24 protein-coding genes are annotated in these 22,227 nt (G+C 37.2%); 8 read left to right on the forward strand and 16 right to left on the reverse strand.

Features of this window, described 5'->3' with window-relative positions:
• Positions 1–80: 80 nt before the first annotated feature.
• The 3 genes from ABU914_RS01695 to ABU914_RS01705 all read right to left on the reverse strand — a co-directional run bounded on the left by ABU914_RS01695 (position 81) and on the right by ABU914_RS01705 (position 2,006).
• Entirely contained in the window at positions 81–458 is a 378-nt protein-coding gene (locus ABU914_RS01695; protein WP_379668025.1) for a hypothetical protein, read from the reverse strand.
• An 85-nt stretch (positions 459–543) separates the two neighbouring features.
• The gene (gene ylbD, locus ABU914_RS01700) at positions 544–924 is read right to left on the reverse strand and encodes a spore coat protein YlbD (protein WP_379668026.1); all 381 of its coding nucleotides are present in this window, start codon (positions 922–924) and stop codon (positions 544–546) included.
• A gap of 74 nt (positions 925–998) precedes the next feature.
• A complete protein-coding gene (locus tag ABU914_RS01705; protein ID WP_379668027.1) occupies positions 999–2,006 on the reverse strand; it encodes a CAP domain-containing protein in 1,008 nt (335 codons plus the stop codon).
• Positions 2,007–2,177: 171 nt separating this feature from the next.
• On the opposite strand from ABU914_RS01705, the gene ABU914_RS01710 reads away from it, so the two are divergent.
• Positions 2,178–2,537 carry a YugN family protein gene (locus tag ABU914_RS01710; protein ID WP_379668028.1) on the forward strand — a complete coding sequence of 120 codons (360 nt, stop codon included), beginning with the start codon at positions 2,178–2,180 and terminating at the stop codon, positions 2,535–2,537.
• A 94-nt stretch (positions 2,538–2,631) separates the two neighbouring features.
• Entirely contained in the window at positions 2,632–3,690 is a 1,059-nt protein-coding gene (ytvI, locus tag ABU914_RS01715; protein WP_379668029.1) for a sporulation integral membrane protein YtvI, read from the forward strand.
• A gap of 43 nt (positions 3,691–3,733) precedes the next feature.
• Here the strand turns inward: ytvI and ABU914_RS01720 are convergent, their stop codons facing one another.
• The 6 genes from ABU914_RS01720 to cyoE form a co-directional block, all read right to left on the reverse strand.
• Positions 3,734–4,192: a DUF420 domain-containing protein gene (locus tag ABU914_RS01720; RefSeq protein WP_379668030.1), complete on the reverse strand. Its 459-nt coding sequence runs from the start codon at positions 4,190–4,192 to the stop codon at positions 3,734–3,736.
• 136 nt (positions 4,193–4,328) lie between these two features.
• Entirely contained in the window at positions 4,329–4,658 is a 330-nt protein-coding gene (locus tag ABU914_RS01725; RefSeq protein WP_379668031.1) for a cytochrome C oxidase subunit IV family protein, read from the reverse strand.
• Between the two features lies 1 nt (position 4,659).
• Entirely contained in the window at positions 4,660–5,268 is a 609-nt protein-coding gene (locus ABU914_RS01730) for a cytochrome (ubi)quinol oxidase subunit III (protein WP_379668032.1), read from the reverse strand.
• Positions 5,268–7,133 (reverse strand): cytochrome c oxidase subunit I, encoded by a 1,866-nt coding sequence (gene ctaD / locus ABU914_RS01735; protein ID WP_379668033.1) that lies wholly within the window; start codon positions 7,131–7,133, stop codon positions 5,268–5,270. Before ctaD ends, ABU914_RS01730 begins: the two co-directional genes overlap by 1 nt.
• 14 nt (positions 7,134–7,147) lie before the next feature.
• Positions 7,148–8,170: a cytochrome c oxidase subunit II gene (coxB, locus tag ABU914_RS01740; protein ID WP_379668034.1), complete on the reverse strand. Its 1,023-nt coding sequence runs from the start codon at positions 8,168–8,170 to the stop codon at positions 7,148–7,150.
• 79 nt (positions 8,171–8,249) lie between these two features.
• Complete coding sequence (gene cyoE / locus ABU914_RS01745) at positions 8,250–9,140, reverse strand: heme o synthase (RefSeq protein ID WP_379668101.1); 891 nt, start codon at positions 9,138–9,140, stop codon at positions 8,250–8,252.
• Between the two features lie 376 nt (positions 9,141–9,516).
• Between cyoE and ABU914_RS01750 the strand changes: the two genes are divergently transcribed.
• Positions 9,517–10,431, forward strand: a complete 915-nt coding sequence (locus ABU914_RS01750; RefSeq protein ID WP_379668035.1) for a COX15/CtaA family protein — start codon at positions 9,517–9,519, stop codon at positions 10,429–10,431.
• Between the two features lie 62 nt (positions 10,432–10,493).
• On the opposite strand, the gene pyc is transcribed toward ABU914_RS01750, so the two are convergent.
• The 4 genes from pyc to glsA all read right to left on the reverse strand — a co-directional run bounded on the left by pyc (position 10,494) and on the right by glsA (position 16,600).
• The gene (gene pyc / locus ABU914_RS01755) at positions 10,494–13,943 is read right to left on the reverse strand and encodes a pyruvate carboxylase (RefSeq protein ID WP_379668036.1); all 3,450 of its coding nucleotides are present in this window, start codon (positions 13,941–13,943) and stop codon (positions 10,494–10,496) included.
• Between the two features lie 66 nt (positions 13,944–14,009).
• Positions 14,010–15,158, reverse strand: a complete 1,149-nt coding sequence (gene ftsW / locus ABU914_RS01760) for a putative lipid II flippase FtsW (protein ID WP_379668037.1) — start codon at positions 15,156–15,158, stop codon at positions 14,010–14,012.
• Between the two features lie 130 nt (positions 15,159–15,288).
• The gene (locus tag ABU914_RS01765; RefSeq protein ID WP_379668038.1) at positions 15,289–15,573 is read right to left on the reverse strand and encodes an Fpa/YlaN family protein; all 285 of its coding nucleotides are present in this window, start codon (positions 15,571–15,573) and stop codon (positions 15,289–15,291) included.
• A 100-nt stretch (positions 15,574–15,673) separates the two neighbouring features.
• Complete coding sequence (gene glsA / locus ABU914_RS01770; protein WP_379668039.1) at positions 15,674–16,600, reverse strand: glutaminase A; 927 nt, start codon at positions 16,598–16,600, stop codon at positions 15,674–15,676.
• Positions 16,601–16,689: 89 nt separating this feature from the next.
• Between glsA and ABU914_RS01775 the strand changes: the two genes are divergently transcribed.
• The 4 genes from ABU914_RS01775 to ABU914_RS01790 all read left to right on the forward strand — a co-directional run bounded on the left by ABU914_RS01775 (position 16,690) and on the right by ABU914_RS01790 (position 18,781).
• On the forward strand, positions 16,690–17,193 hold the full coding sequence (locus tag ABU914_RS01775; protein ID WP_379668040.1) for a peptidyl-prolyl cis-trans isomerase: 504 nt from the start codon (positions 16,690–16,692) through the stop codon (positions 17,191–17,193).
• A gap of 93 nt (positions 17,194–17,286) precedes the next feature.
• A complete protein-coding gene (locus ABU914_RS01780) occupies positions 17,287–17,853 on the forward strand; it encodes a YhcN/YlaJ family sporulation lipoprotein (protein ID WP_379668041.1) in 567 nt (188 codons plus the stop codon).
• A 42-nt stretch (positions 17,854–17,895) separates the two neighbouring features.
• Complete coding sequence (locus tag ABU914_RS01785; RefSeq protein WP_379668042.1) at positions 17,896–18,093, forward strand: YlaI family protein; 198 nt, start codon at positions 17,896–17,898, stop codon at positions 18,091–18,093.
• 502 nt (positions 18,094–18,595) lie between these two features.
• Positions 18,596–18,781, forward strand: a complete 186-nt coding sequence (locus ABU914_RS01790; RefSeq protein WP_379668043.1) for a hypothetical protein — start codon at positions 18,596–18,598, stop codon at positions 18,779–18,781.
• A gap of 86 nt (positions 18,782–18,867) precedes the next feature.
• Here the strand turns inward: ABU914_RS01790 and ABU914_RS01795 are convergent, their stop codons facing one another.
• Together ABU914_RS01795 and typA are read right to left on the reverse strand one after the other, a co-directional pair.
• Positions 18,868–19,203 (reverse strand): YlaH-like family protein, encoded by a 336-nt coding sequence (locus ABU914_RS01795; RefSeq protein ID WP_379668044.1) that lies wholly within the window; start codon positions 19,201–19,203, stop codon positions 18,868–18,870.
• Positions 19,204–19,221: 18 nt separating this feature from the next.
• Positions 19,222–21,057, reverse strand: coding sequence for a translational GTPase TypA (gene typA, locus ABU914_RS01800; protein WP_379668045.1), 1,836 nt, complete (start codon positions 21,055–21,057; stop codon positions 19,222–19,224).
• Between the two features lie 128 nt (positions 21,058–21,185).
• On the opposite strand from typA, the gene ABU914_RS01805 reads away from it, so the two are divergent.
• Positions 21,186–21,362, forward strand: a complete 177-nt coding sequence (locus tag ABU914_RS01805) for a DUF5325 family protein (RefSeq protein ID WP_379668046.1) — start codon at positions 21,186–21,188, stop codon at positions 21,360–21,362.
• Between the two features lie 19 nt (positions 21,363–21,381).
• Here the strand turns inward: ABU914_RS01805 and ABU914_RS01810 are convergent, their stop codons facing one another.
• A complete protein-coding gene (locus ABU914_RS01810; RefSeq protein ID WP_379668047.1) occupies positions 21,382–22,188 on the reverse strand; it encodes an inositol monophosphatase family protein in 807 nt (268 codons plus the stop codon).
• Positions 22,189–22,227 lie beyond the last annotated feature (39 nt).

Raw genomic sequence — 22,227 nt, forward strand, 5'->3', positions numbered from 1 at the left:
CATTATATATAAAATAATCTGCGATTACAAAAATGGAAACAAGTCATGTGACATTACTTGACACATGACTTATCAACCATTTAATGTATATGAACAGGGAAGCTTTTCGAATAACGATACGGGGTATTATCATTATAAACAAACTTTAATGTTATTTTATGTTTTCCTTTCGGTAAGTCTTTTAATATAAACGCTGCGCGATTCACATCTTTTATTTTTTTGCCGTTTAAATAAACGTGAATGTGACCTTCTCCTTCGATTCGTTCTCCGTTGTCCTTAAATGAAAAACCCGGAACGATACACTCCACAAATACATCTCTTCCTTTAACGGTATGATTTATTTTAATTGCACTTATGTTTGTTTGTGCAGCATTGTCAATTTGAAATTTTTCGTCTACTGATATTGAAGAAAAAGTTAGCATAACACTGACTGTTAGTAATAAAAAAAATTGTTGCAAGCTCTTGCCTCCTTTCTTCTTTCATTATTGTCTGCTCTTACATTATTTTTATCCAAACAAAAAACCCAGCATCACTGGGTTAGCGTTAAAATTTTTGATTTTCATTGTAATATTGATGATAATAAGGAGCTCGACTCGGGTAATGATTAGGGCGGATTTGTCGTTTTTCCGGTTGAACATCACGGACAAACTCTTGAATTGTACTTACTAATCCTTTCATTTCAACGATATTTTTTTGAACTTCATCTAAATTTATATTTTTTAATTTTGAAAAAACCCCTGCAATTCCTTTAACATTTTCTTCTTCATTTAACTTTGTATATTGACTCCATCGCTCATCTTCATCTCCTAATACATACCATTCCTCATATAATTCTTTCCATGTTCGTCTTCCATCTTTTACCTCATCTATAAGTCCTGGGTGGCTTTTTACAAACGCTTTAAACTCTTCAATTTTTCGTGACATCGTTCGCTCACTTCCTTAAGAATGATTTCTGTTACTACTATTTTACCTTTGTGCCTAATTTTGGTGAGCCTATTTTATTTTGTAATGAAATTTTGGGTATAATGTTTTTCGTAAACACCAACACCTAAATCAGTAAATTTCTCATGCAACATCGTTTCACGGTGACCTTCACTATTTAACCACCCCATCACAGCTGCAATCCCGTCAGGATATTCAGCAGCAATATTTTCGCCTGCAAGGAAATATGTCACGTTTTCAGTTTTTAAACGATTTTCTAAATCTCCTTTCGTCGGTGAATGATGATCGAAATATTGGTTATCTTTCATATCTTTACTATGCTTGAATGCGGCCGTTGCAACATTATCATTCCATTGCAGTGATGACTTTCCATATCTTTTCCGAAGTACATTTGTAATCTCAAAAATTTGTTTCACATTTGCGTTTTCAATTTCTTTTTGTTGTTTTTCGTTCGGTTTGTTTATTTCCTCTAATGAACCACGATAAACGATACGATAGGGCCGTTGGGCCAACAATGTCTTTTTATCAAGCAGACGAATCGCCACAAGTTGATTTAAAAAACGATCAAAATAAAGTTGCGCAAACGCTTCTTCTGATAATTGAACGAGTGGACGTTCCTGTATATCGGTAGCAGTTAAATCAAAACGATAGTCACTATCACCAACATGCATCACAACGGAGTTTTTCAACGGCAGCTGTTCCATAATTTCATCGTATGACATACCAATTGAAATCGGTTCATTCATAATTGACTGGCCTAATATAAACATCGTTACAATTTTATTGTCGATATGCCCCACCTGAATATACGTCTCAGGTTGATGATTATAGATAAGCCATTCATAATGATAATTAGACGGATATTTATCAGTTGGATTTCCAAAATGTTCGACTACTTCATTCACATCTTTTCCAATCAGTTGAACAATATCAATCTGTTTGGAATCGACGTTTTCACTAAACTCAATAGGTTTGTTTGGAATGGGTTTTTTATGCTGATTAACATATTGGCATCCCCCTAAAAAAAATATTAAAAAAAGTATCAATATAGCGCGCTTTACCAATCTTGACGACCCCTTCCTTTAATAATATTGTTCGTAACAATGGAATGAAAATCCTTTTTATTTGTTCATTAATTCTTCACGTAACAATTGTACTCATGTTTTCTTTACACTAAAAGTGAGTTATACTAACAAAGGGAGACGTCATTATTTCTTGTAAAAGGAGAGAATTAAATGATTTTTGAAAATACGAATTTGGAAGGGAAAACAATCCAATTTTCGGTGCTTGAACATGTTGCTAGTTCATTAGGATTAGTTCGCGTTGAACAATGGGACTATGCTCGTGCTACATACGATTACAAATTTGAGAATATGATGACTGGCGACGTTTACTACTTACGCATACCAGCAGTAGCGATTGAAGGTATGGTTGAACAAGCGAATGCTATCATGAAAATTGGGAAGCCTTATGTCGGAAAACATTACTATCCTCATGGCGTAGAATATGATGAGGAATTTCCAGATGACATCATTAAAACATGTAATGAAAAGTTAAGTCAATTATCTGAGAAACTTGAAGGTGCTACAGCGTAACGCATGGAAGTAACCATGCGTTTTTTTTGCATTTTTATTCACGTTTATCATACTATAGTGTTGGAACTTTGCTTTAAATAGAAAGGGGTTAGAAGTGAACAAACAAAGGTTGCGGAAGCTTTTAATAATAAGCCTTATTACGATTATTACACTCGTATTCATCATTTGGATACTACCAGTTTCGGTACCGATTATTTTAGCGTTTATTACCGCTCTCTGTCTTGGTCCTGCAATTCGGTTATTTCAATCCAAAATAAAAATAAATCGGCTTTTTTCTGTCATTATCGTTTTTATTATTTTCTTATGTTCTATTGGTATTGGTGGATACTATCTCACTTCTAAAATTATTTCAGAAGGCATTCAATTTATCGAAAATTCTCCCCAATATGTAAATGATATAAAGGTAATATGGGATCAAACAGAAGAAAATATCACTTCAGGACTTGATGCCTTTCCACCTGAATTTGTTAATGAAGTCAATAAGCAAATTGATACGTTTTTTGAGAACACTAGAAGAAAGCTAACAGAGCTTGATTATTTTGGTTATCTTACAGCATTCGTAACAAAAATTCCAAATTTTTTCGTTAGCTTTTTAGTCTATTTAATTTCTTTATTTTTATTTATGCTTGAGATGCCTCGTCTTAAAACAAAAGCTTTCTTATTTTTAACTGACAAAACTGCAGAAAAAGTGAATTTTTTAACTTCAAGACTATCATATGTTTTTATTGGCTTTTTAAAAGGACAATTATTCGTTAGTATTATAATATTTATCGCAACATTAGTCGGTTTATATATTATCGTGCCTGATGTTGCCCTTGTCATGTCAGTCGTGATTTGGATTATTGACTTAATACCAATTATTGGATCTGTCGTTATTTTAGCACCATGGTCGATTTACAAGTTTATTATCGGCGATACCATTGTCGGTACACAGCTTGCGATTCTAGCCGTCATTTTATTAGGTATACGAAGGATTGTAGAGCCTAAAGTGATGGGGAACCAAATCGGCTTATCTGCACTTCCGACACTGATCTCAATGTATATCGGTTTAAAACTGTTAGGTATCGTCGGACTATTAGTTGGTCCTCTCGTCGTCATTCTTTTCACTTCTGCTCGAGAAGCGGGCATCATTAAACTAAACTTTAAAATTTAATATGAAAAAAAGCCCCAACAATAATGTCGGGGTTTTCGTGTCTTCAATTTCCTAAAATCGCCTTAATTAAACTTGTCGTTTCGTTATTGGGATAAATAACGTATAGTAAAAGGTATACAGCAACACCAGTTATTGCAGTAAAAAACCAAATGTTAGCCGTCCACGGACCAATTTTTTTATGTTTCGAAAATTTTTTACGAAAACCTAAAATTAACGTCACAATTCCAAAGACCCCACCGGCAGTCGCTAAAATAATGTGAAAGATTAAGAACATCGTGTATAGAGGTTTTAATTGTTCTGGACCTGCAAAAGCGACATTTCCAATAAAAATCGTTCTGGACATGTATATAATAAAAAATAATAAAGCTGATATAGATGCAGCTATCATCACTCGTTCATGCTGTTTCCGTTTCTTTTGTTTTATTAATTTCCAGCCAATCGCAATTAAAATCGCACTTAACACAATAAGTGAAGTACTAATAAATGGTAAGAATGTTAGCATACGGTACTTCTCCTTCCATTACAACGAATACGATTCAACGAATTCATACTGAATTTCAAAAGCTAGATATAAATCTAATCATTGAATATACGAAAAACAAATGGCTGCAAAAAAATGCAGCCATTAATCTTTACTATTACCAGATGAGAGCCGCTAATGAAACGATACACAAAAGAGCGACTACAAAGCCAGTCCATATAGCAATCGTTGGAAACTCGTGATTTTTTTGACCCATATGCATAAACACATAAAGTTGGAATACAAATTGGATTCCAGCCATAACGAGTACGAATAAAACTTTAAACGGAGCTGAAATGAAATCACTAGCGACGGTTGCAAATGCAATAATAGTTAATACAATCATCATCGCGAACGATACAAGTTGCAATTTCATTTCTGATTTGTATTCAACTTGTTCTTCCAACGTTAATTTTGAATTTGCTGATTCATTATTTTGTTCAACCATATTAAATCACTCCCAACAAGTATACGAGTGAGAAGATAAAGACCCATACGACATCAATATAGTGCCAGTAAAGTGATGCCAAATAAAACTTCGGTGCATTATACGTATCAAGAGGACGTCTAAAGTTACGAACGACAAGTGCTGTAATCCAACCACATCCAAATAATACGTGAGCTCCGTGTGTACCTAACAACGTGTAAAATGCAGATGCAAATGCACTTTTTGTAAATTGATGACCAGCCATTGTGTACTCGTAAAACTCATAGATTTCTAAACCTAAAAAGGATAGACCGAGAATGACAGTGACGATAAACCAACGTAGCATCGCTTTCATATCTTTTCTTCTCATTGCCATAATAGCCATAACAGAAGTCATGCTACTAACTAGTAAAATAATCGTCATTAAGAATACAAGTGGTAGTGAGAAAAGTTCTTGGGCTGTTGGGCCCCCGGCATTAGAATTCCGGAGACCCAAATATGTTCCAAACAATGTTGCAAATAAAGCTGTTTCTCCACCTAAGAAAAACCACAAGCCTAAAAATTTATTTCTACCTTCAAGAGTTGCTTTCTCAGGATATTGAGGTAAGGCAGAACTTTGCTCTGTACTCATTATGCTTTACCTCCCTTATCAACAACAGGAGCCAACTCTTCTTTTTTAATGTAATAGCCATGGTCGTCAATGACTGAACGTAATAGCATACAGAAGAAGAAGCCTGCAATTCCTGCAATTGCCACGATTAACTGATCATATATGAATCCAAATGATGCAATGAAAAACGATAGTGACATGACAAACGGTAAAATTGAACCGTTCGGCATATGAACGTCAGCTAATGGTTCTGCTGGGGTCATCTTATTATTACCATTCATTTTTTCAATCCAAAGTGCATCTAAACCTTTGACGAGTGGAAGTTGTGCAAAATTATACACTGGTGTTGGAATTGGAATAGCCCAATCAAGTGTACGTCCATCCCACGGATCATATGCTGCAACTTCTTTTTTCGCTGTTGTCATAATGATATTAATTAACAATACGATGGTTCCGACACCCATTAGGAATGCACCGATTGAACTTACGAGGTTACCAGCTTCAAGCTGTTGACCTTCTAAGAATGTAAACACACGGCGTGGCATTCCCATCAATCCTAAGAAGTGTTGCGGGAAGAATGTTAAGTGGAATCCAATAAAGAAAGTCCAGAAATGCAACTTTCCTAATGTTTCATTTAACATCTTACCGAACATTCTTGGCCACCAGAAGTACAATCCAGCAAAAATACCGAATACACTACCTCCAACGATAACGTAGTGGAAGTGAGCAACAACGAAATACGTGTCGTGATATTGATAGTCTGCTGGTGCTACAGACAACATAACTCCTGTCATTCCGCCGATTAAAAACGATGGAATAAACGCAACAGCCCAAAGGTTAGCAGTAGGGAAGCGAATTTGTCCGCCCCACATCGTAAAGAGCCAGTTAAATATTTTAACACCAGTCGGAATTGCGATCGTCATTGTTGCTACTGCGAAGATCGAGTTTGCAACAGGACCTAAACCAGTTGTAAACATATGGTGAGCCCAAACCATAAACCCTAAAAACGCAATGAGTGCCGTCGCAAAGACCATCGCACTGTATCCAAATAAACGTTTACGTGAAAATGTTGGAATCACTTCAGATAAGATTCCAAATGCTGGCAAAATGAGAATGTACACTTCTGGGTGTCCAAAAATCCAGAAAATGTGCTCCCAAATAATAACGTTACCACCGGCATCAGCTACGAAGAAATTTGAGCCGAAGAAACGGTCAAACATTAACAAGAAAAATCCAATTGTTAATGGTGGGAATGCAAACAAAATAAGTGCTGAAGTAACGAATGATGCCCAAGTAAACATTGGCATACGCATAAACGACATACCTGGGGCACGCATATTAATAATCGTTACGAGGAAGTTAATTCCGCCCATTAACGTACCAAATCCGGCAATCTGCAATCCCAGTACGTAGAAATCCATTCCACTTGTACCAGAAAAGTCTGTTGATAATGGAGCGTAAGCTGTCCAACCAGCATCAGGTGCTCCACCTAAAAACCAACTCATATTTAATAGTAAACCGCCAAAGATGAACAACCATAATCCGAGTGCATTCATAAATGGAAACGCAACATCTCGCGCACCAATTTGCAATGGAACAATTGCGTTCATGAGTCCTAAGAAAATCGGCATCGCCGCTAGGAAAATCATTGTTGTCCCGTGCATTGTAATTAGCTCATTAAACGTTTGAGCAGATACAAAATTAAGTTCAGGATGCATTAATTGAATTCGGATTAATACCGATTCAATTCCTCCAAGAAGGAAGAATAAAAATCCTGCGAGAAAATACATAATCCCGATTTTTTTATGGTCAACAGTTGTAAGCCAATCCCAAATGCCACTCCTCTGCTTCTGACCAAGGGCAACTTGTTCTGTATGTGTAGCCAACTAGTAAAACCTCCTTATTGATTAACTTTTAACTCTTTTAAATACTCTACAAGAGCATTAATTTCGTCATCACTTAGTTGATCTTTGAAACCTGGCATGTTGTTTGCAGGCTTTAATGCTTGCGGGTCTTTAATCCAGTCTGCAATATTTTCATCTGTCATATCCAAGAAACCAGCTAACGTTTCACGATCACCAAAGCTCGTTAAATTCGGACCGATGTTTCCACCTTCTTCACCAACTGCGTGACAAGATACACAGCTCTGTGTAAAGATATCTTCTCCAACTTGAGTCACTTCACTTTGTGGATTAGATTCTGCTGTTTTCATCTTATTCGCCCATACATCAAATTCATCTTTCTCTAAAGCAATAACTCTGAAGTCCATTAATGCGTGCGAAGGTCCACATAATTCAGCACATTTTCCTTTATAAACGCCTGGCTCCTTTGCTTCAATCCACATTGCATTCGTCAAGCCAGGGTTCGTGTCCATTTTACCTGATAATGCAGGAATCCAGAATGAGTGAATCACATCTTTAGAAGTAAGTTCGAAATACACTTTTTCTCCAACTGGAATATATAAATCTTGTGCAGTATTAAATTCTAAATCTGGATAGTTAAAGTCCCACCAGTATTGATAGGCTGTGACTTGAACTTTTAATGTATCATCGCCTTCTTGCGGTTCTTCAGCTGCAAGCGTAAATGTCGCTAAAACAGTTGGAATAGCAAGAATTAATAATAGAAGAATTGGAATTGCCGTCCAAATCACTTCTAATGTTGTATTCCCTTCTACTTGCTCAGGAATAATATCTTCATCGCCACGACGTTTTCTATACTTCAAAATAACGTACGTAAAAATAATAGCGACAACGAAAAACACGCCTAGCATAATGTAGATGCTCAGCATCATCATATCAAATGTAATTTCTGCTCCTGTTCCTTTTGGTCGAAGAGCGGATAGGTTTTCTTCCCCACAGCCGGTGAGCAGTACTAACAGTAGTCCGAATATGGCTACAGGAAAAAACCGCATCACTTTCTTCATGTTTTTACCCCACTTTCTCAATCGTTGTTAACAGCAACTTGTATGTAATGACCTGCACAAGTTGTGCAGATACGCTACATCAAATCGTTACTAAAAAGGTTAGAATGACGAAAATCATTAAGTAGTTTAACGAATAGACGAACATTTGCTTCGCCCATTTCACGTCATCTTTCATTCTAAATCCTTTAAAACTTAAAATGAGCCAACCTATTCCGAGTGTCGCTACGACAATTGTATAGACAACTCCAAAATTATATAAAATTAATGAAACTGGTATTAGTGCTGCTACGTATAATACCATTTGCCGTTTTGTAACAGCAAAGCCGGCTACAACTGGAAGCATTGGTATTCCAGCTGCACGGTAATCTTCATACCTCATCATGCTAATCGCAAAGAAATGAGGCATTTGCCATAAAAACATGATAAAAAACAGCGTCCAGGCAACTGGATGCAATTCTGGTTGAATCGTTGCCCAACCAATAAGAGGAGGTAACGCACCAGAAACTGCACCAACAGCAGTATTAAATGACGTTGTTCTTTTCGTCCACATTGAATAAAGTACAACATAAAAAACTAATCCAATAATACCTAACACGGCGGCAGTAACACTTGCAAATAAAAGCATTGAAACACCGACAACAGAAAAGGTAAAACCGACCCATAGTACTTGGTTTGGAGGTATCCTGCCATCTACAGACGGCCGTTCTTGTGTACGCGGCATTAATTTATCAATATCGCGGTCGATGTAATTATTCAATGAAGTTCCGCCAGCAATAACGAGTGTTGTACCTAGAAGGGCTAATAGCACATGTACCCAATTTCCAAGTAATGAAAACCCTGAAAACTTTGCAGCAAGCCAAACACCTAAAAATGTCGTCATAAAGTTAGAAGTGACGATACCAGTTTTCGTTAATGTAATAAAATCTTTCCACGTACCTGTTTTTGGTTCTGATAAAGGACCTGGCTCCATTACCTTGCTTACGGAAAATGATTTTGCCCTATCCATAAATCACACCTCCTTTATCGGCTTACAAGATGTAACAAATAAGTTCGCATTATATATTATCTTAGATTTTTAAAAACATATCAATGCTACACAGCGTTTTATCATAGATCTTTCACAATTGTTTCTTACTTTGTTCACAAATATTAATCGTTTATATGATAAAATTGAAATTGGTTTTCTTGAAATCAACCATCATTATAAACGAATATACTTCGTTTGTATAGTAAAGTGAGTGCAAGACAAAACGGTCTATTTAGTTTTGCAATTAAGGATATTACGCATATCGATACGTTTGTATCTTATTTTTTATGCTAGCCTATACTTAAAGAAGGTGCCAATTGTGAATAAATTGTTAAAAATATACTCTGTCGCAACAACGATCGGCATGTTTTTAATTCTACTAATGGGAGCGATTGTGACTACGACTGATTCGGGTGATGGTTGCGGTAATTCGTGGCCATTGTGCTATGGTAAATTGTTACCCCCACAACCTGAATTAGAAACAATTATTGAATATAGTCACCGTATCGTTTCCGGATTTCTCGGTATTATGGTTATTATTTTGGCAATTTGGGCATGGAAGAAACTGAATCATATAAGGGAAACAAAATTATTAGCTTTTCTTTCCGTGTTTTTAATTGTCTTTCAAGGTTTGTTAGGTGCAGCTGCAGTCATTTGGGGGCAATCTTCTGCTGTTCTCGCTCTGCACTTCGGAATCTCTCTCCTATCCTTAGCCACTGTATTTTTACTCACTGTACTTGTATTCGAAAATGATCGGTTCGGAAAAGAGTATGTCGTTGCTATGGGTGTTAAGTTTCGAACTAACCTGTATACTTTTTTTGGCTTCTTATATATTGTCATTTACAGTGGCGCTTTCGTTCGCCATACAAAATCTAGTCTCGCCTGCTCTAGTTGGCCGATGTGTAGCGCAGATGAATGGTTCCCAAGTTTAAATTCGTTGGAAGGTGTTCATTTTGTTCACCGGATTCTTGCATTCTTACTCGTGATTTGGCTACTATACTTACTTATTAGAACGAAACAAATTACAAAGCAAAATTCAGCGTTTAGAGTAGTCCATAAAGCATTCATTTATGCGTTTTTATTCGTTTTATTACAAGTGACAAGCGGTGCTCTCGTCGTGTTTACAAAGTTGAATTTGTTTATCGCGCTTGCACATGGATTTTTCATTTCCTGTTTGTTTGTCATAATTTCTTACGTGTTACTTCTTGCATCTCGACAAAAACTTATTAAATAATGCCAGAGCTAATGAAAAAGGCGAGTGTTGCAATTAATGACAACACTCGCCTTTCTTTTTGTTTATTTTTTTATTTCAATTAAAAGATCTCCTGTTTGAATTGCCTCACCATTGGTTACATGTACATCAACGATTGTTCCGTCAAATGGTGCTTGGACCGTTGTTTCCATTTTCATTGCTTCCGTAATCATAAGGTGATCGCCTTTTTTCACTTTCTCACCTTTCTTAACGAGAACCTCGATGACAGTTCCTGGCATCGTTGCGCCAACATGGTTCGGATTATCGCGATCTGCTTTCGGCTTCGCTGCCAATGTTGTTTTAACGCTCAAATCTTTAACAACTACTTCGCGTGGTTGTCCATTAAGTTCAAAATAAATGACTCTCGTTCCGTCTACTTGTGGTTGACCAATTGACACTAGTTTTACAATTAACGTTTTTCCTTGCTCAATTTCAACTTTAATTTCTTCACCAAGTCTCATGCCGTAGAAGAACGTTGGTGTATCTAGGACCGATAAGTCACCGAATTCCTCAGCTAATTTTTCATAATCCATAAATACTTTCGGATATAATGCGTAGGCGATGACATCTTGTTTCGTTACTTGACGGTTGAGCTTTCCGATTAAAGTTTCTCTTAATTCATGGAAATTGATTGGTTCAAGTAGCTCACCAGGACGTTGTGTAATTGCTTGACGCCCTTTTAAAATGATTTTTTGAAGTTCCTTCGGAAAACCTTGATAAGGCTGACCTAAATAGCCTTGGAAAAACTCAATCACCGAATCAGGAAAATCAAGCGTTTCACCTTTTTCATAAATATCATCTTCGCTCAAATTGTTTTGTACCATAAAGAGAGCCATATCACCAACAACTTTTGATGATGGTGTTACTTTAACAACATCACCAAACATATCATTCACACGGCGATACATCCTTTTCACTTCGTCCCACTTTTCACTAAGACCGACTGCTTTTGCTTGTTGTTGTAAGTTACTATATTGTCCACCGGGCATTTCATGCTCATATACTTCCGTATGTGGTGCATTCATGCCACTTTCAAAGCCTTTATAATATTCGCGCGTATCTTCCCAATAATGAGCAAGCTCGTCTAATGCTTTGTTGTCTACTTTTGGTGCTCTTTCCGTACCTTTCAACGCATAATAAAGTGAATTTGCACTCGGCTGAGATGTGAGTCCTGCCATTGAACTTAACGCAACATCAACGATGTCCACTCCTGCTTCAATCGCTTTCGCATACGTGAAAATTCCATTTCCGCTCGTGTCATGAGTGTGCAAATGAATTGGCAAATCAACAGTATCCTTCAGAGCAGAAATTAGTTCATATGCAGCTTGCGGTTTTAACAATCCCGCCATATCTTTGATGCCTAAAATATGTGCGCCAGCTTGTTCAAGCTCTTTCGCCATATTTTTGTAATAATTTAAGTCATATTTTGTTCGTGTCGGATCAAGAATATCACCTGTATAACAGATCGATGCTTCCGCGATTTTTCCTGATTCACGCACTGAATCTATTGCTAATGTCATCCCTTCAATCCAATTGAGGCTATCGAAAATACGAAATACGTCTATGCCTGCATCTGCAGAATGTTGAACAAACTCGCGAATTAAGTTATCAGGGTAATTTTTGTATCCGACAGCATTTGATGCTCTTAAAAGCATTTGAAAGAGCACATTTGGCACTTTCTTTCGCAATTTATTCAATCGTTCCCACGGATCTTCGTTTAAAAATCGCATTGCTACGTCAAACGTTGCTCCACCCCACATTTCGAGTGAAAACAAGTCGGGCAGTAAATGAGCAGTTGGCTCAGCAATTTTTAATAAATCGTTCGTTCTAACACGTGTGGCTAATAATGATTGATGAGCATCACGGAATGTAGTATCAGTTAACAGTACTTCATTTTGTGCTTTCACCCAATCGACAAGACCTTCTGGCCCTTTATTATCTAAAATTTGTTTCGTTCCCGAAGGAATTTGTGAAGATTTTTTAACTTTAGGGATTCTTCGATCCGGAAATGCAGGCTTTTTCTTTTTTTCGAGCCCTGGAAAACCATTGATTGTCGTTGTCCCAATGTATTTCAGCATCTTCGTTCCACGATCTAATCGTTTCGGAAAAACAAACAACTCTGGCGATGAATCGATAAACGAAGTGTCATAATCACCAGTCAGAAACTTATCATGTTTCACTACGTTTTCCAGAAATGCAATATTCGTCTTAATTCCACGAATTCGAAACTCTTTTAGATTTCGAATCATTTTTGTTGCTGCTTTTTCAAATGTTAAAGCCCAAGTCGACACTTTTACTAATAGTGAATCATAATAAGGTGTAATGACTGCACCTTGAAAACCATTACCCGCATCGAGGCGTACACCAAAACCGCCACCTGAACGATAGGCCATAATTTTTCCTGTATCTGGCATAAAGTTATTCGCCGGATCTTCGGTCGTTACACGTGATTGAATCGCATAACCGTTCGTCGTAATTTCTGGTTGTTTTGGAATTCCGATTACATCACTATGTAACTCATGACCATCAGCAATTAAGATCTGAGATTGAACAATGTCAACACCCGTTATTAATTCTGTAATCGTATGCTCAACTTGAACTCTTGGATTCACTTCAATAAAATAAAACTTTTCATCGGGGGTAACTAAAAATTCAACGGTGCCAGCGTTTAAATAATCAACACTCTTTGATAGTTGAACCGCCGCTTGACAGATGTCTTCTCTCAATTTATCAGGTAATGAAACACTTGGCGCAACTTCAACAACTTTTTGATGTCGTCTTTGGATAGAACAATCGCGTTCGTATAAGTGAACAGTATTACCATAAGTATCTGCCAAAATTTGAACCTCAATATGTTTTGGACGCTCAATATATTTTTCGACATACATTTCGTCACCACCAAAAGCTGCTTTCGCTTCCGACTTCGCACGACTGTATGCATCTTCAAGGGCTTGTTCGCTTCTAACGATCCTCATGCCTCGACCACCACCGCCGAGTGATGCTTTAATAATAATTGGATAACCATGAGTATTAGCAAATCCACGGATTTCTTCAATATCTTTAACAGGACCATCAGAACCCGGAATTACAGGAATTCCCGCTTTAATCGCTTCATTTCTTGCACGCACTTTGTCCCCAAACATGATAAGATGCTCAGGTTTCGGCCCAATAAAAATAATTCCTTCTTCTTGACAACGTTGTGCGAATTGCGTATTTTCTGAAAGAAAACCGTATCCTGGATGAATCGCATCTACGTCATTCGCTTTTGCAATTTCAATAATTCCTTCTATGTCTAAATAAGCATCGATTGGTTTCTTGCCTTCACCGACAAGGTAGGCTTCATCCGCTTTATAGCGATGAAAAGAACCGGTATCTTCATTTGAATAGATCGCCACAGTGCGTAAGCCTAATTCTGTACAAGCGCGAAATATTCGAATGGCAATTTCCCCTCTGTTTGCAACCAACACTTTGTTAATTTTCTGTTCCCTATCCATACTATTTCCTCCCTATCTACCAAATTATATATATAAACCTTACCTTCCTAATATTGAAATATTTATTTAATCAGAAGGCCGGACGGTTTCTCGCTTCATATTTAGAAACGCTGAAATATTAACAAGAATTCCCATTGAAAACATAACTAAAACTAGAAAAGAACCTCCATAGCTTATAAACGGAAGTGGCGCTCCCGTGATTGGCAATAAGCCTGAAATCGCCCCAAGATTTACAAATGCTTGTATAGCAACAAGCGAGGAAATTCCAATCGCTAATAAACTACCAAATGTGTCTTTGCATCTGATGCCAATCATAAATCCCTTAAATACGATATATGCAAACAAACCGATAACGAAAATAGTTCCGAATACACCAAGTTCTTCAACAACAACCGCCATAATAAAATCTGTATACGGCTCCGGTAAAAACCCATATTTTTGAATACTATTTCCTAGTCCTCTTCCGAGTATACCACCAGAGGCCATCGCTATGTATGAATTAATAAGGTGGTACCCTGAATCTTCAGGATCCGAGAATGGGTCGTAAGCACCCGTTATTCTCGATAATTGTTCTTCTGACAGAAATACCGAAAGTGAAGTTGCAATGAGAGACACGGCAATAATACAAAGACCAATTAGAGAAAAAAGATGTTTTCCTTTCATCCCTGAGCATATGATCATTACACCTGAAATCCCTAAAATAATAATCGCTGTGCCTAAGTCTGGTTGTTTGGCAACTAAAAAAAAGAACAAACTAATAACGATTAATGGCGGTATAACAGCCTTTCTGAAATCTTCGATGTACCCTTGCTTACGTGAAAATATTGCCGCTAAGTATATGATCAAACCAATTTTTGCAATTTCCGACGGTTGGATTGTAAAGCCACCAATCGAGATCCACCGCTGTCCAAAATTATAAACTGAGCCGACAAGAAGTACGGCGATAAGCAATATTAATGAAATGACCATAATCGGCTTCATTAGCCGTTCATAAATTTTATAAGGCATAAGCATCGCAAACAGAAATGCTATCGTTCCAATAGCTAACCATTGCAACTGTTTGAAAAAAAAGTAATGAGTGGGTCGAGGTGGATCAAATTCCATGACTGTTACAATCATGCTTGAACTATAGATCATGATGACTCCAAAGGCAACTAATAATACCATTGCAACCACTATGCTATAATCATAATTTTTAAAGAGTTTTTTTAGCATGTATATCCAACCTTTTTCCAATCGAAACGATTCGATAGGATTTATTTTAGCATATTTTCACGAGTGTGTAGAGTTATTAAGTGCTTTATAATATAAAAAAACTCAAACTACTTTAATATAGTTTGAGTGTTTATGCTTCTTTTATCGATGCTTCATGTAAAACAGTTAATTGTTTTTCTAGGCTTTCCATTAGTTCTTTTCCATCTATTTCATCAACTAAACCTAATCGGATTGCAAAATCAATTTCCCTTGATAAGCCAAACATTTGCGTATCGAGAACTTCCTCGTAAAGAGGACATTGAGGCATTGTTAAATTTTCCATCTGTACCTCGATTAGTTTTAGGATCTTATTGGCATCAGCCTTTAACAGTTCATAGGCTTTTTCTCGATGTCCTGCAATTGTCTTTAGCGACAAAATGATCCCTCCGATCTTAAGATCTCATACTTGTTTTTATCATAGCGATTCTAATATAAAAAAGCAAGTAAGGACGTTTCTCCCATAGCATACGTCGCGATTAAAAAATATTTAATTGTAATTGATTTGAAAGAGACTGTAATAGTCTTACTCCTGCAATGCTATTCCCTTTTTCGTTTAAAGCAGGTCCGTAAACACCGATTCCCATTTTTTCTGGAATTGAGCTAAGTACCGCACCAGATACACCACTTTTAGCTGGAATTCCAACTTTGATCGCGAATTCACCCGATTCGTTATACATACCACACGTAACCATAAATGTCGTTACAATTCGCGTAATGTCTTTTGAGAGAATGATTTCACCGTTGTATGGATTGATTCCATCATTCGCTAGCACATAGCCAATGTGAGCGAGATCAATACAATTCAACTCAATGGCACACTGGTTCGTATAAAGATTAAGCAACTCTTCAATGTCTCCGTCAATGACTTTATGCTCTTTCAAAAAATAGCATAGCGAACGGTTTAAATTTGCTGTCTCGAACTCTGACTTTGCAACATACTCGTTCACTGTTATTCGGTCATTGTTTGCCATTTTCCGAACTAACTGTAAGATTCTTTCAAGTTTTTCTTCATTGTTCATTCCTTGAATTAAATGAGTGACCGTTAGCGCTCCTGCGTTAATCATTGGGTTAAGTGGTTTTGATGGTGTTTGATTTTCTAGCTTTGCTATCGAATTAAAGGGGTCACCAGTTGGCTCCATCCCAACTTTTTCAAACACTTTCGTTCTTCCAAGATCATCAATTGCAAGTGCTAACGTTATAATCTTACTAACACTTTGGAGCGTAAATCGTTTTGAAACATCTCCTGCTGATACACACCCTTCTTTCGTATAGAGAGCCACCGATAAATCCGTTTGCTCTGCTTTTGCTAATGCAGGGATGTAATGTGGAACAGTTCCTTTACGACTAAACGGTCGAGCTTTTTCAACGAATTCTTGCAGCGTATCACTTGGTATACATTGCACGAAAAACACTCCTATCTCTTTCAACTATTATATCCATTCATATCCAATAAATGATAAAATATAAACTAAAAATAAGAGGAGTGGGATTTATGAGCGATATTATACAGTTTTCTGGTGACATTGAATATAAAATTACACTTGATCCGAGTGTCTGGATTTTTGATGATCGAAAAATTGAACTGGACAAGGCGTTTGATATAATGGGTGATCGTAAACTCGACGATTTAGAAAGTTATACGAAAAAAATTTCTAAACAATGGGATAAAGAACGTTCACAAGGAGCAAGTTTTCCACCTGTAAACAGAAGTGTTCAACGGATGGATAAAGATAAAGTTCTAACCGAAACTTATGTCATGCCGATTCAACCATTTATTAACAATGCTGAACCAGCGGAACACGTTGAAACAGTTTCTATCGTGCAAAAAGATGGGACAACTATCTCCATTGCATTATCGAAAATAAAAGATGCTTTTCTTTGTTTCTCTAAAAACGGTAAACCTTTAACTAAAGATGGACCTGTCCACCTTTATTTCCGTGATGGCAGTAATCGAAACAAACCGATAAAAAACATTACTGAGTTTGTGTTCAAATAATCATGACAAAACAATAAAGCCGATTTGCATAAACTTTATCCTAGTTACAAACGATAATCGTAAACAAAACAAACGCTTGAAAGGATGTTTACTTTGAAAAAGCTTATCGTTCTGTTTACGGTTTTTGTATTCGGGCTTATCAGTTGCCAAAGTAACAATGGACAAAATGCACAAGAAAACAACGTTGTTGACATTCATTATACAAATAACAAACATCCAGACGATATCGCTGAACACTTAGTCAATATCGCGAGTTCGGTTCCTGATGTTAATGATGCAACGGCACTCGTCATTGGAAGGTATGCAATTGTCGGAATCGATGTGAATAAAGATCTCGATCGTTCAAAGGTAGGCACAATTAAATACACAGTTGGAGAAGCATTGAAAGATGACCCTTACGGAGCCTACTCCATTGTTACAGCTGATACAGACATAACGGAAAGAATAAATCAAATGCAGCAAGATATGCAGGAAGGACGTCCTGTCACAGGTATAATGGAAGAATTAGCCGAAATTGTTAATCGGCTTATGCCAGAAACACCTGGGAAATTATTTGAAGAAAATAAAAGCCAACCTGAAAAGGATCATAATCAACAATTGAATGAACGAGAGGAAAAAACGTTGAGAAAAGAGCAAGATAAACAAGATTTAGATCGATGAATTCATTGAGTCCTCATGCTATACTAGACATGAGGTGTAACTATGAGAGTAAAATGTATACTTTGTGATAAAATTGAAACGATCCGTGATGAAACACCACTTGCTAAACGATTGCGAAATCGCCCCATTCATACGTTTATGTGCGATACATGTCATACGCGGATTACAAAAAAAACAGAAAAACATTTAGCAAGTGATGCATTTAAACTTTACCGCAAACCGAAAAGAAACTTATTTTAAAAACGAGCGATCCAAGAAGTCGTATTTCAGACGTTTGGATCGTCTTTTTTTATGTACCACTGCAACAATTATCATGCTTTAATTGCTAAAATCTCTCAATTAGCCCCAGACTGTACAAATGTAAATTGCCTATTGAATTTTCCGACTTTTTGCGGCGTTAAACGAGCTGATCCGTATGTTGAACCTACCGCACAAAATAACTTCGAATTGAAATTTCAGATGACGTTGACACAGACACAATTGGCAATCGTGTTTCACCGTCGAACGGACTGTAAATGTTGTTGAACTATTCGGTTCCTTGTACACAGGTAAAGGATCGCCTAATGCTCGTCTCGAAAGCAATGGAGATTCGTACTTCGATATTACAATTGGTAACGTGTACTAGTATGACCAGAACACATGGACAAAAACTGGAAACTTAAGAAATGAAGATGGCAAACAAGGTTCAGCGATCCTCACAGGTCTAGGCTCACCATCTGTGGATGACGTGTAGAAAAAACCGTTGAATGCGAATTTACAAGAGTCAGCTCATCCACAAATTCCAAAAGACTGGAAAGGTTCTGCTGGATCAGGTAGTAACGGTTCAGGTGATGATGATGGCGGAACAGGCAAAACAGAAACATCAATAGGTAGTGATACGGATTGCAAGGTAAATCTGCCCAAGGTGGCAAGCGACCAAAAACTGTAAGCGTTCTAAGAGAATTAAGTTAAAAAATACAAAACCAGGTGAAGAAAACCTGGTTTGTTTGAAAGGAATTTTTAAGCAGTCTTTCTTCATTTCGAAGACTGTTCTTTTTTTTTCGTCTGATGCAATCGAATCCGATAAATAATGAGTACAATTGCCGCAACGATGAGACCTTCTGCAATCGGAATAAACATTGCTAAAAACGTTAATATAACACTTCCTACCAATAACGCAATGTATACAATGAGCATTTTTAACAATGGAAGTTTACGTGCAAATCCTAATTGAAATACGATCACCGTTAAAATGACGACGATAATATAGAGTAAGAAAAAACCCATTTCAGGATTATCGGCTATTCCTACCATTTCTGCAATCCGAGTTAGACCTTCAGGCTTAGCATTTAAAATCTCCTCTGAATCCATAATTTTAATCCCTCTTCCCTAGTTCCTGTTTTTCTTCCTTTTGTCATGCTTCTCTCTTTCATTTTTATTTAAAATCTTTTTTCGCAAACGAATCGATTTCGGTGTCACTTCACAATACTCGTCATCGCTTAAATATTCAAGGCACTGTTCTAACGTCATGATTCTCGGTTTTTTCATCGTAACTGTATGATCTTTCGTAGCGGAACGCATATTCGTCATCTGTTTCATTTTTACGATATTTACTGTCAGATCGTTTTCCCGATTATGCTCGCCGATAATCATGCCTTCATACACTTCCGTACCCGGTTCAACAAAAATTGTGCCACGATCCTCTAGTTGAATGATACTATATTGCGTTGCTTTCCCAGCTTCTTGAGAAACGAGAGCCCCTTGACGTCTTCCGCCAATATTTCCACTTACGAGCGGTTGGTAACTGTCAAAAGAACGATTAATGATCCCATACCCTCTTGTTTGTGTCATAAATTCAGTTGTATATCCAATAAGACCACGAGCAGGTACAAGAAACTCAATTCGCACTTGACCAGCTCCACTGTTCACCATATCGACCATTTCTCCTTTTCGTTCGCCAAGTGCCTCCATAATCGTACCTGTATATTCTTCCGGTACATCAATTTGTACTCTTTCCACGGGTTCACATTGGACACCATCTATTTCCCGGATAATCACTTGTGGTTTAGACACTTGTAATTCATAGCCTTCTCGACGCATGTTTTCAATTAAAATTGATAAATGCAGTTCTCCACGCCCTGACACTATCCACATATCTGGTGACGACGTATTTTCAACTCGAAGGCTAACGTCTGTTTCCAATTCTGCAAGTAATCTTTCTTCAATTTTCCTGCTCGTAATATACTTTCCTTCGCGACCGGCAAACGGGCTATCGTTCACTAGAAAAGTCATTTGCAATGTCGGTTCATCAATTCGTAACGGAGGCAGCGGCTCTTGATAATCAATTGGACATACCGTCTCACCAACATTGATTTCTTCCATTCCTGACACCGCAATCAAATCTCCTGCTTTCGCTTTATTGATTTCGATTCTTCGTAACCCTTGAAATCCGAATAATTTCGTAACACGTAATTGTTTTGTCGTCCCATCTAACTTCATTAACGCAACTTGCTGGCCAACCGATATCGAGCCCCGAAACACTCGTCCTATTCCTATTCTGCCTAAATAATCATTATAATCAAGCATTGTCACTTGAAATTGTAACGGTTTGTCACTATTATCAATCGGAGCTGGAATCGTTTCAACGATCGTTTCAAATAAAACTTCCATTGAATCCGTTTCCTTATCTAGTTCAAGGCTCGCTGTTCCATTTAAACCTGAGGCATAAATGACGGGAAACTCGAGTTGATCTTCGTTTGCACCAAGCTCAATGAATAAATCAAGTACTTCATCAATCACCTCTGCTGGGCGTGTATAAGGGCGATCAATTTTATTCACAACGACGATTGGCGTTAAATTTTGCTCGAGTGCTTTTTTAAGAACGAATCTCGTTTGGGGCATGCAACCTTCATATGCATCAACGACGAGTAAAACACCGTCAACCATTTTCATAATTCGTTCAACTTCACCGCCAAAGTCCGCATGACCGGGGGTGTCCATAATATTAATTTTAATGTCTTTATATTGAATCGCTGTATTTTTTGCTAAAATCGTTATGCCTCGCTCACGTTCTAAATCATTCGAATCCATCACCCGCTCTTCAACTTCCTCATGTTCTCGGAACGTCCCAGACTGTTTTAACAATTGATCAACTAACGTCGTTTTCCCGTGATCAACGTGGGCAATAATCGCGATATTACGTATATCTTTTCTAAATTGACTCATTACATTTCTCCATTCCTTCTAATTCAGATGCTAAATAACTAATTAATTATAGCATATTGAGGCGACACGCTTACACATATATGATACACTTCTTATTGTTGTCATTATCATTTTTTTGGAGGCTTACGATGTTAAATCAAAATCTTTTTTTCCTCATCCTTTCAATCATTGTTGTCATATTTATTTTATTAGTCGGGATATTTTTAGCTGAGCAAATGTTAATTTATGCCTTATTTGCTTTTCTTCTAGCGCTCGTAGTGATGGGCTTCGGTTTTTATATAAAAAGAAAATGGAATTCACAATAGCGATGTGAAATCCATTTTTTTACTTTAATTTCGGTAAGATAAATGTATCCAATATTTTTTCATGAACAGATGGGTTCGCTGCGAAAATTGTATTTTGTTTTAACAATTCAATTTCTTCGCCGTCAATCTTTGTTAGCACGCCACCAACTTCATCAATTAGTAACTTTCCTGCAGCGAAATCCCAAGGAGACAATCGTAACGATATGTATCCATCTAACCGCCCAGATGCTACATATGCAATTTCAATCGCCGCTGAACCATACGAACGAATGCCTCTCACTTCATTCACTAACGGAGTCAGAACGGAAGGGTCAATTTTACGATTTTTAATCAGCCACGATGCATTAATTCCGATCAATGATTGTGATAACGGCTTTTTTTCCAATTTCGATAACGGTCTATCATTTAAGTAAGCGCCTTCTCCACTTCTACAATGGTACATTTCATCAGACATGACGTCGTAGATAATACCTATTTGCCCAATACCGTCTTCATATATAGCAAGTGATATTGCAAAATGTCGCTGCTGATTAACAAAATTAGTCGTGCCATCAATCGGATCGATAATCCAAATGACACCTTCTGTCGTGATTTCCTTATCTCCAAATCCTTCTTCACCTAAAACTCGATGACCCACATATTTTGTATGTATTTTATTTATAAAAAATTGTTCAACTTGTTTGTCAACATTCGTAACTAAATCTGAAAAATTTGTTTTATATTGTATGTTAAGCTCTGTAATAAAAGATTGTTTAATGATGTCACCGGCTTCTTTTACCCATAAATGTGCATCGTTAAACAATACCTCTCTCTTTGATTGCTGCATATAATGGATAGCCCCTTTAACCTTTTTTCTAATCGCACT

Origin of the sequence: Pueribacillus sp. YX66 (assembly GCF_041725775.1) — a bacterium.
In the GTDB taxonomy this organism is placed as follows: domain Bacteria; phylum Bacillota; class Bacilli; order Bacillales; family UBA6769; genus Pueribacillus.

What these genes read in the sequence shown, in the direction of transcription:
- ABU914_RS01795 (WP_379668044.1), bottom strand. Translation starts at nt 19,203, where the DNA reads ATGGATTCAGAGGAGATTTTAAATGCTAAGCCTGAAGGTCTAACTCGG.
- coxB (WP_379668034.1), bottom strand. Translation starts at nt 8,170, where the DNA reads ATGAAGAAAGTGATGCGGTTTTTTCCTGTAGCCATATTCGGACTACTG.
- ABU914_RS01810 (WP_379668047.1), bottom strand. Translation starts at nt 22,188, where the DNA reads ATGCAGCAATCAAAGAGAGAGGTATTGTTTAACGATGCACATTTATGG.
- ABU914_RS01720 (WP_379668030.1), bottom strand. Translation starts at nt 4,192, where the DNA reads ATGCTAACATTCTTACCATTTATTAGTACTTCACTTATTGTGTTAAGT.
- ylbD (WP_379668026.1), bottom strand. Translation starts at nt 924, where the DNA reads ATGTCACGAAAAATTGAAGAGTTTAAAGCGTTTGTAAAAAGCCACCCA.
- pyc (WP_379668036.1), bottom strand. Translation starts at nt 13,943, where the DNA reads ATGGATAGGGAACAGAAAATTAACAAAGTGTTGGTTGCAAACAGAGGG.
- ABU914_RS01710 (WP_379668028.1), top strand. Translation starts at nt 2,178, where the DNA reads ATGATTTTTGAAAATACGAATTTGGAAGGGAAAACAATCCAATTTTCG.
- ABU914_RS01805 (WP_379668046.1), top strand. Translation starts at nt 21,186, where the DNA reads ATGTTAAATCAAAATCTTTTTTTCCTCATCCTTTCAATCATTGTTGTC.
- cyoE (WP_379668101.1), bottom strand. Translation starts at nt 9,140, where the DNA reads ATGGAGCCAGGTCCTTTATCAGAACCAAAAACAGGTACGTGGAAAGAT.
- ABU914_RS01785 (WP_379668042.1), top strand. Translation starts at nt 17,896, where the DNA reads ATGAGAGTAAAATGTATACTTTGTGATAAAATTGAAACGATCCGTGAT.
- ftsW (WP_379668037.1), bottom strand. Translation starts at nt 15,158, where the DNA reads ATGCTAAAAAAACTCTTTAAAAATTATGATTATAGCATAGTGGTTGCA.
- ABU914_RS01725 (WP_379668031.1), bottom strand. Translation starts at nt 4,658, where the DNA reads ATGGTTGAACAAAATAATGAATCAGCAAATTCAAAATTAACGTTGGAA.
- ABU914_RS01730 (WP_379668032.1), bottom strand. Translation starts at nt 5,268, where the DNA reads ATGAGTACAGAGCAAAGTTCTGCCTTACCTCAATATCCTGAGAAAGCA.
- ABU914_RS01775 (WP_379668040.1), top strand. Translation starts at nt 16,690, where the DNA reads ATGAGCGATATTATACAGTTTTCTGGTGACATTGAATATAAAATTACA.
- typA (WP_379668045.1), bottom strand. Translation starts at nt 21,057, where the DNA reads ATGAGTCAATTTAGAAAAGATATACGTAATATCGCGATTATTGCCCAC.